This is a genomic window from Rhizobium sp. PEPV16 (genome assembly GCF_008919455.1).
Classification (GTDB): Bacteria; Pseudomonadota; Alphaproteobacteria; order Rhizobiales; family Rhizobiaceae; genus Rhizobium; species Rhizobium leguminosarum_Q.
Genome location: NZ_VSZV01000164.1, coordinates 1928 through 8608, shown reverse-complemented (window position 1 = coordinate 8608; position 6681 = coordinate 1928). Strand labels below are relative to the sequence as shown.

The window sequence follows — 6681 nt, the reverse complement described above, 5'->3', positions numbered from 1 at the left end:
TGCCGGCGGGGCGGTCTGTTATGCATCGGGTTTCAGTGAGGCGACGGGTGAACTCGGCGACGGCGCCGAGTTGCAGCAGGCCCTGTTGGACGCAGCTGGCGACATGCCGATCCTCGGGCCGAACTGCTACGGCTTCATCAACGGTCTCGACGGCGCGCTGCTGTGGCCTGATCAGCATGGCATGCAGCGCATCGAACGCGGGGTTGCGATCCTCACGCAGTCTTCGAATATCGCCATCAACCTGACCATGCAGACCCGCGGCCTGCCGATCGCCTATGTGGTCACCGCAGGCAATCAGGCGCAGACATCGCTTGCCGATGTCGCCTGCGCATTGATCGACGATCCGCGCGTCACGGCGCTCGGCCTTCATGTCGAAGGTTTCGGCGATCTCTCGGCGCTCGAACGCCTGGCCGCCCTTGCCCGGCGGTCGAGGAAGCCAGTGGTCGTGCTGAAGGTCGGCAGGTCGGAGCAGGCAAAACGTGCTGCGGTTTCGCATACCGCCTCGCTTGCTGGCAGCGATGCCGTCGCTGATGCCGTGCTCGCCCGCCTCGGCCTTGGCCGTGTCCAGACCTTGCCGGCGCTGCTCGAAACCCTGAAGCTGCTGCATGTCGCCGGACCGCTCGCAAGCCATTCGATCTCGTCGATGAGCTGTTCCGGTGGCGAAGCTTCGCTGATGGCGGATGCCGTCGTCGGTCGCAACGTGGAATTCCCCGCGCTGCAGCCGCAACAGTTACCCCGTCTGCGGCGGGTCCTCGGCGAGATGGTGACGCTTTCCAATCCGCTCGATTACCACACCTTCGTCTGGGGTGATCTCGCACGCCAGACCGAAGCCTTCAGTGCCATGTTCGAGGGCGGCTATGCCCTCAATCTCGTCGTCCTCGACTTCCCCCGCGGTGACCGCTGCGATGCCTCCGAATGGGCGATGACGGCAGACGCGGTGATTGCGGCTGCTGCCGCAACCGGTGCGCTGGCCGGCCTTCTGGCAACCCTTCCGGAAAACATGCCGGAGCCGATCGCCGATCGGCTGATGGCAAATGGCATCATTGCCTTCTGCGGCATCGACGAAACCATCACGGCTGCGGAAGTCGTCGCCGGTATCGGCCAGGCGTGGGATCGCCCGCCTCCCCTGCCGCTGCTCGATGTGTCCTCTATCGATGGCGAGATCGAGACGCTGACGGAGGCCGATGCCAAGGCTGAGCTTGCCGCCTTCGGCCTTCCGGTTCCAAAGGGGCTGTTGGCCTCCTCTTCCGGGCAAGCGGCTGAGCAGGCCGAGCGGCTCGGTTTTCCCGTCGTGCTGAAAGCGCTCGGCATTGCCCACAAGACCGAGGCCGGGGCCGTCGCGCTCAACCTGGAGGATGTTGAAGCCGTGTCGAATGCGGCGGCGGCCATGCCGCCAAATGCCGGTTTTCTGGTCGAGAAGATGATCGATCCGCCGGTCGCCGAGCTCATTGTCGGCGCCATCCGCGACCCTGTCTTCGGATTGTCGCTCACGCTTGGAGCGGGCGGGATCTTCGTTGAATTGCTTGACGATTCCATCATCTTGCCACTTCCGGCGACGAAAACCGACATCCACGCAGCGATTTCACGTCTCAAACTTGCGAAATTGATCTATGGCTATCGTGGTCGGCCGAGAGGCGATCTCGAGGCCGCTGTCGGCGCTGTCTCAGCAGCGGCAGATTATGTCGTAAAGAACGCGGCATGCCTGGAGGAACTGGACATTAATCCATTGATGGTTCTTCCCGAAGGGCATGGCGTTATTGCAGTCGATGCTCTGATACGGCGGAGGAGGTAGCATAGGTTGAGCGATCCCATTCGCACACGACTTGACGACGGAGTGCTCGAAGTCGTCATCGACCGGCCGAAGGCGAATGCCATCGACCTTGCGACCAGCCGTGCCCTGGGCTTGATCTTCCAAGATTTCCGCGACGATCCGGCGTTGCGCGTCGCCATCGTTACAGGCGCCGGCGAGAAGTTTTTCTGTGCCGGATGGGATCTCAAGGCGGCGGCATCAGGCGATGCGGTCGACGGAGATTACGGCGTCGGCGGCTTCGGCGGGCTGCAGGAACTGCGCGACCTCAACAAGCCCGTCATTTGTGCGGTCAACGGTATCTGTTGCGGCGGCGGACTGGAGATCGCGCTGTCGACCGACCTGATTCTCGCCGCCGAGCATGCGACCTTCGCCCTGCCGGAAATCCGCTCGGGCACGGTTGCCGATGCGGCTTCCATCAAGCTGCCGAAGCGCATTCCCTACCACATCGCCATGGACATGCTTTTGACCGGTCGCTGGCTCGACGTTCACGAGGCGCATCGCTGGGGTTTCGTCAACGAGGTCCTGCCGGCCGACAGGCTGATGGAGAGAGCATGGGAGCTTGCCCGGCTGCTCGAGGGTGGGCCGCCGCTCGTCTATGCGGCCATCAAGGAAATCGTCCGCGAAGCGGAGGGTTCGACGTTCCAGACTGCCATGAACAAGATCACCAAGCGGCAGTTTGCGACGGTCGACAGGCTCTATTCGAGCGAGGACCAATTGGAAGGCGCACGGGCTTTCGCCGAGAAGCGAAGCCCCATTTGGAAAGGAAAATAACCAGGCGGCAGCAACCGCACTGTTTTCCCGCATGATGCGGGCACCGGAGGGGGAGAGGAAACCGCCTGCGGACCAGCCCGGAAGTTCTGTCAACGCACCATAAAGAAGGAACTGGGGAATGAACGACTACACCAAATATCTCGCAAGCCGTGTCACCGCCGGCGGGCTCAGCCGCCGCGAATTCATGGGACGCGCCATGGCGGCCGGCATCACACTTGCCGTCGCCGACAAGCTCTTCACCGAAAGTGCCGAAGCCTCCGAACCGAAGCGCGGCGGCCACCTGAAGCTCGGCCTTGAAGGCGGTGCGGCCACCGATTCGAAGGACCCGGCGAAGTTCCTGTCGCAGGTCATGTTCTGCATCGGCCGCTGCTGGGGCGACATGCTGGTCGAATCCGATCCGCTGACGGGTGCCGCCGTGCCCTCACTCGCCGAATCCTGGGAGCCCTCGAAGGATGCTGTCACCTGGACCTTCAAGATCCGCAAGGGCGTCAAGTTCCACGATGGCAAGGAACTGACGATCGACGACGTCGTTGCGACGCTGAAACGTCACACCGATGCGAAGTCGGAATCCGGCGCGCTCGGTGTTCTCGGCTCGATCAAAGAGATCAAGGCCGACGGCGGCAATCTCGTGCTGACGCTCAGCGAAGGCAATGCCGACATGCCGCTGCTGCTGTCCGACTACCATCTGGTCATCCAGCCGAACGGCGGCGTCGACGATCCTCTCGCCTCGATCGGCACCGGCCCCTACAAGATGACGAGCTTCGAGCCCGGCGTCCGCGCCACCTTCGAAAAGAACAAGGACGACTGGCGCACCGACCGCGGTTATGTCGATTCGATCGAGATCATCGGCATGAATGATGCGACCGCCCGCATCGCGGCCCTGTCGTCCGGCCAGGTGCACTACATCAACCGCGTCGACCCCAAGACCGTCAACCTGCTGAAGCGCGCCCCGAACGTCGAGATTCTCTCGACCGCCGGCCGCGGCCACTACGTCTTCATCATGCATTGCGACAAGGCGCCGTTCGACAACAACGACCTGCGCCTCGCCCTCAAATACGCCATGGACCGCGAGACCATGGTGGAGAAGATCCTCGGCGGTTACGGCAAGGTCGGCAACGACTTCCCGATCAACAGCACCTATGCGCTGTTTCCCGAGGGCATCGAGCAGCGCGTTTACGATCCCGACAAGGCCGCGTTCCACTACAAGAAGTCGGGTCATAGCGGTTCGGTGCTTCTGCGCACCTCCGAGGTCGCCTTCCCTGGCGGTGTCGATGCAGCCGTCCTCTACCAGGAGAGCTGCAAGAAGGCTGGCATCGAGATTGAGGTCAAGCGCGAACCGGGCGACGGCTACTGGACCAATGTCTGGAACGTCCAACCCTTCTCGACCTCCTACTGGGGTGGCCGTCCCACCCAGGACCAGATGTATTCCACCGCCTATCTCTCGACGGCGGACTGGAACGACACCAAGTTCAAGCGTCCTGACTTCGACAAGCTGCTGCTGGAGGCCCGCTCCGAACTTGATGAAGCCAAGCGCAAGGACATGTATCGCACCATGGCGATGACGGTGCGTGACGAAGGTGGGGTAATCCTGCCGATGTTCAACGATTTCGTGAACGCCTCCACCAAGCAGGTGAAGGGTTATGTCCATGACATCGGCAACGACATGTCGAACGGTTACGTCGCGACCCGCGTCTGGCTCGACGCCTGAGGGCATGGGGGCGTTTGCCCCTCCGATCTCCAACGAAGCCTGGACCGTGGGATGAAAACCCGCGGTCCTCCCGACGTTTTAGCGCGAGGTCCTCGCCATGACCAATCCTGCCCCAAGCAATATCTTGCCCGGCCTCGGGTTTCGGCAGCGTTTTCCGCTGCTTGCCCTTATCCTCGAGCGTTTCTTGCTCAGTATCGTCCTGCTCTTTGCCGTTTCCATCGTGATTTTCGGCGGCCTGGAAGCCCTGCCCGGCGATTTTGCCACCACCTATCTCGGCCAGTCGGCGACACCGCAGGCCGTTGCCAATATTCGAGAGGACCTCGGGCTGAACCGCCCGATCATCACGCGTTACGTCGAATGGCTCGGCAACGCCGTCCAGGGTGACTTCGGCACCTCCTGGGCCAGCAAGAATTCGGTGAGCGAACAGATCGGCAAGCGCCTTGGCAATTCGCTCTTCCTGGCGGGTTTCGCGGCCGTGATATCAGTACCGCTCGCCGTTGGGCTCGGCATGCTGTCGGTGCATTTCCGCAATCGCCTGCCGGATAAGATCATCAACGTTATCTCGCTTGCGGCGATCTCGCTGCCGGAATTCTTCGTCGGCTACCTGCTGATCCTGTTCTTCGCGGTCAAGTTCGGCGTGGCCACCTTTCCGGCGACGGTCTATGACAGCATGGGTTTCGTCGAGCGGTTGAAGGCAATCGCGCTGCCGACGGCGACCCTCGTGCTCGTCGTACTCGCGCATATGATGCGGATGACGCGGGCTGCAATCCTCTCCGTCATGTCGTCGGCCTATATGGAGACCGCGGAGCTGAAAGGGCTTGGCGCCTTCCGCTCGATCGTCAAGCATGCCGCCCCCAATGCGCTCGCGCCGATCATCAACGTTATCGCATTGACGCTTGCCTATCTCGTGGTCGGCGTCGTCGTCGTCGAAGTGGTCTTCGTCTATCCCGGCATGGGGCAGTACATGGTCGATGCGGTCACCGTGCGCGACATGCCTGTCGTGCAGGCCTGCGGCCTGATCTTCGCGGCCGTCTATATCTTCCTGAACATGACGGCCGATATTCTCGCGATTATCGCCAATCCCAGGCTGAGGCATCCGCGATGAGATTAAGAGACATTCCCATCACCGCCTGGATCGGCATGGCCGGTATCGCCATCGCCTTCATCTTCGCAATCTTCGCACCATGGATCGCTCCTTATGGCGAGACGCAGGTCGTCGGCGACGTCTGGCAGATGCCGGATGATCAATATATCTTCGGCCTCGACAATCTCGGCCGCGACATCTTCTCGCGGCTGATCTACGGCGCGCGCACGACGCTGGTGGTCGCGTCCGCCGCCACCATCATCTCCTTCTCGCTCGGCATTATCCTGAGCTTCACCGCCGCCGTCTCGCGCGGCGTGGTCGACACCGTCCTCTCACGCTTCAACGATCTGATGATGTCAATCCCGACGCTGATCTTCGCGCTCGTGGTTCTTGCGGTGCTGCCGCAAAACATCGTCGTGCTGATCCTTGTCATGGCGATCCTCGATTCCACCCGCGTCTATCGTCTCGGCCGTGCGGTGGCGCTTGATGTCGCGGTGATGGAATTCGTCGAGGCGGCGACGCTGCGCGGCGAAGGCAAGCTCTGGATCATCTTCCGCGAAATCCTGCCGAACACGCTGTCGCCGCTGCTGGCCGAATTCGGCCTGCGCTTCGCCTTCTCGATCCTGTTCCTCTCGACGCTTTCCTTCCTCGGCCTCGGCATTCAGCCGCCGGCGGCCGATTGGGGCGGCATGGTCAAGGACAACAAGGACGGCATCATCTTCGGTATCTCGGCAGCGCTGGTGCCGGGCACGGCGATCGCGACACTTGCCGTCTGCGTCAACCTCGTCGTCGACTGGCTCCTGAAACGCACATCCAGCCTCAAGGGAGGGCGCGGCGATGCCTGAGCTTCTTTCCGTTCGCAATCTGAAGATCGAAGCGACCAGCTATCCGCCGGGCGAACCGCCGAAGCGAGTGACGATCGTCGACGGCGTTTCCTTCGACCTGCAGAAGGGCAAGGTTCTCGGCCTGATCGGGGAATCGGGCGCCGGCAAGTCGACGATCGGCCTTTCGGCACTTGCCTATGGCCGGGGCGGAGCCGAAATCACCGGTGGCGAGGTGCGGCTCGATGGCGCCGATATCCTGGCGCTCGGCAAGAACGGCATCCGGAAAATCCGCGGCGCGCGGGTCTGCTATGTCGCGCAGTCGGCCGCCGCCGCCTTCAATCCAGCCCACAGGCTCGGCGATCAGGTGATCGAAGCTTCGGTCAAACATGGTTTGATGAGCAAGGACGAGGCGCGAAAACGGGCGCTTTATCTGTTCGGGGTTCTCGGCCTGCCCAATCCCGAAACCTTCGGCGAGCGCTTTCCC

The 6681-nt window shown here is 62.3% G+C and carries 6 protein-coding genes; all 6 read left to right on the top strand.

The features are described 5' to 3' along the window. A partial coding sequence (locus FY112_RS03605; RefSeq protein ID WP_151517714.1) for an acetate--CoA ligase family protein occupies positions 1 to 1792 on the top strand: 1792 nt, incomplete at its 5' end. A gap of 6 nt (positions 1793 to 1798) precedes the next feature. After that, positions 1799 to 2581, top strand: coding sequence for a carnitinyl-CoA dehydratase (locus FY112_RS03600; protein WP_131643779.1), 783 nt, complete (start codon positions 1799 to 1801; stop codon positions 2579 to 2581). Between the two features lie 118 nt (positions 2582 to 2699). After that, a complete protein-coding gene (locus tag FY112_RS03595) occupies positions 2700 to 4289 on the top strand; it encodes an ABC transporter substrate-binding protein (protein WP_151517713.1) in 1590 nt (529 codons plus the stop codon). Between the two features lie 97 nt (positions 4290 to 4386). Further along, positions 4387 to 5394, top strand: a complete 1008-nt coding sequence (locus tag FY112_RS03590) for an ABC transporter permease (protein WP_025398301.1) — start codon at positions 4387 to 4389, stop codon at positions 5392 to 5394. After that, on the top strand, positions 5391 to 6218 hold the full coding sequence (locus tag FY112_RS03585) for an ABC transporter permease (RefSeq protein ID WP_151517712.1): 828 nt from the start codon (positions 5391 to 5393) through the stop codon (positions 6216 to 6218). The genes FY112_RS03590 and FY112_RS03585 overlap by 4 nt, the downstream gene beginning before the upstream one ends. Continuing rightward, a partial coding sequence (locus tag FY112_RS37380; protein WP_246700595.1) for an ATP-binding cassette domain-containing protein occupies positions 6211 to 6681 on the top strand: 471 nt, incomplete at its 3' end. The genes FY112_RS03585 and FY112_RS37380, both read left to right, overlap by 8 nt.

Excerpts from the sequence above, each read along its gene's own strand:
- FY112_RS03585 (WP_151517712.1), top strand. The coding sequence starts at position 5,391 with ATGAGATTAAGAGACATTCCCATCACCGCCTGGATCGGCATGGCCGGT.
- FY112_RS03595 (WP_151517713.1), top strand. The coding sequence starts at position 2,700 with ATGAACGACTACACCAAATATCTCGCAAGCCGTGTCACCGCCGGCGGG.
- FY112_RS03590 (WP_025398301.1), top strand. The coding sequence starts at position 4,387 with ATGACCAATCCTGCCCCAAGCAATATCTTGCCCGGCCTCGGGTTTCGG.